The sequence below is a fragment of the Roseovarius sp. SK2 genome (assembly GCF_028807495.1).
GTDB classification, from domain to species: domain Bacteria; phylum Pseudomonadota; class Alphaproteobacteria; order Rhodobacterales; family Rhodobacteraceae; genus Roseovarius; species Roseovarius confluentis.
This window is the reverse complement of the sequence record NZ_JARAMK010000036.1, coordinates 1-1,173: the sequence shown is the minus strand read 5'-3', so window position 1 is coordinate 1,173 and position 1,173 is coordinate 1. Positions and strand designations below refer to the sequence as shown.

Below are 1,173 nucleotides of genomic sequence, written 5' to 3'. Positions count from 1 at the left end.
GAATCCAGGCAGCGGCGTCTTCACTTTTCTAGCATCCATTCACCACTTGCATCGCTCGCGACCCGCGGCACCAATGCACGGACGAGGTCGCGCATGTGGAGTACGCCCACTTGGCGTCCATTGCGCATGACGCGGTAGTTCTTCGTCGTGTCGCCCCGCGAGGTCGCGATGACCGACTCCAGCGTGTCATTTGCATCGACCTCTCCCGCGATCTCTTGCGGCGTATCACTGGTCGTCTTCATCACGGAACGTACCCGCAGCACACGCGCGCGGTTGATGTCACTGACAAAGGCTTCGATGTAGGGATCGTTCGGGTTCAGCAGGATATCCTGCGGTTCGCCCTGCTGCACCACGAAGCCATCCTTGAGGATCACCAGGTGATCGGCCAGCTTGAGCGCCTCGTCGAGGTCGTGGGTGATGAATACGACCGTCTTGGACAGCTCGTCCTGCAATTCGATCAACAAGTCCTGCATGTCGGTACGGATCAGCGGATCGAGGGCCGAGAACGCCTCGTCCATCAGCATAATGTCCGAGTTCGAGGTCAGCGCCCGGGCAATCCCGACCCGCTGCTGCATGCCGCCGGAAAGCTGTGCGGGATATTGCCCGCCCTGACCTTCGAGGCCGACGCGGTTGAGCCACCGGGTCGCCTCTTCCGCGTATTGCTTTCGGTTTTTGCCTTCGATTGCCCACGACATGCCGGCGTTCTCCAGCACCGTACGGTGCGGAAGAAGCGCGAATTTCTGAAACACCATCGACATTTCCGCCTGCCGCAGACGGCGCAGACGGTGCTCGTTGTAGTCCAGAATATTCTCGCCGTTGACATACACCTCGCCCGCCGTGGGTTCGATCAGCCGGTTAAGGTGGCGTATCAGGGTGGACTTGCCGGAACCAGACAGGCCCATGATGACCGTGGTCTTGCCCGTCGGCATGTCGACATTGATGTTGTTCAGACCAAGCACATGGCCCGTCTCGCTTTGCAATTCGGCCTTGCCCATGCCGGCGCGCACCTTTTCAAGTGCGCCCTGCGGGTCCTCACCGAATATCTTGTACAGATTGCATACCGAGATCTTGCTTTCATCGCTCATGATTTCTGCTCCGCGTTGATCCGTGCGAGCGCGGCTTTGGTGACCCGGTCAAGAATGATCGCCAGCAGCACGATGCCGAGGCCGGACA

General features: G+C 59.7%; 1 protein-coding gene. It reads right to left on the bottom strand.

From position 1 onward, the window contains the following. Positions 1–20: 20 nt before the first annotated feature. Positions 21–1,085: a quaternary amine ABC transporter ATP-binding protein gene (locus PVV74_RS22805; protein WP_274594793.1), complete on the bottom strand. Its 1,065-nt coding sequence runs from the start codon at positions 1,083–1,085 to the stop codon at positions 21–23. Positions 1,086–1,173 lie beyond the last annotated feature (88 nt).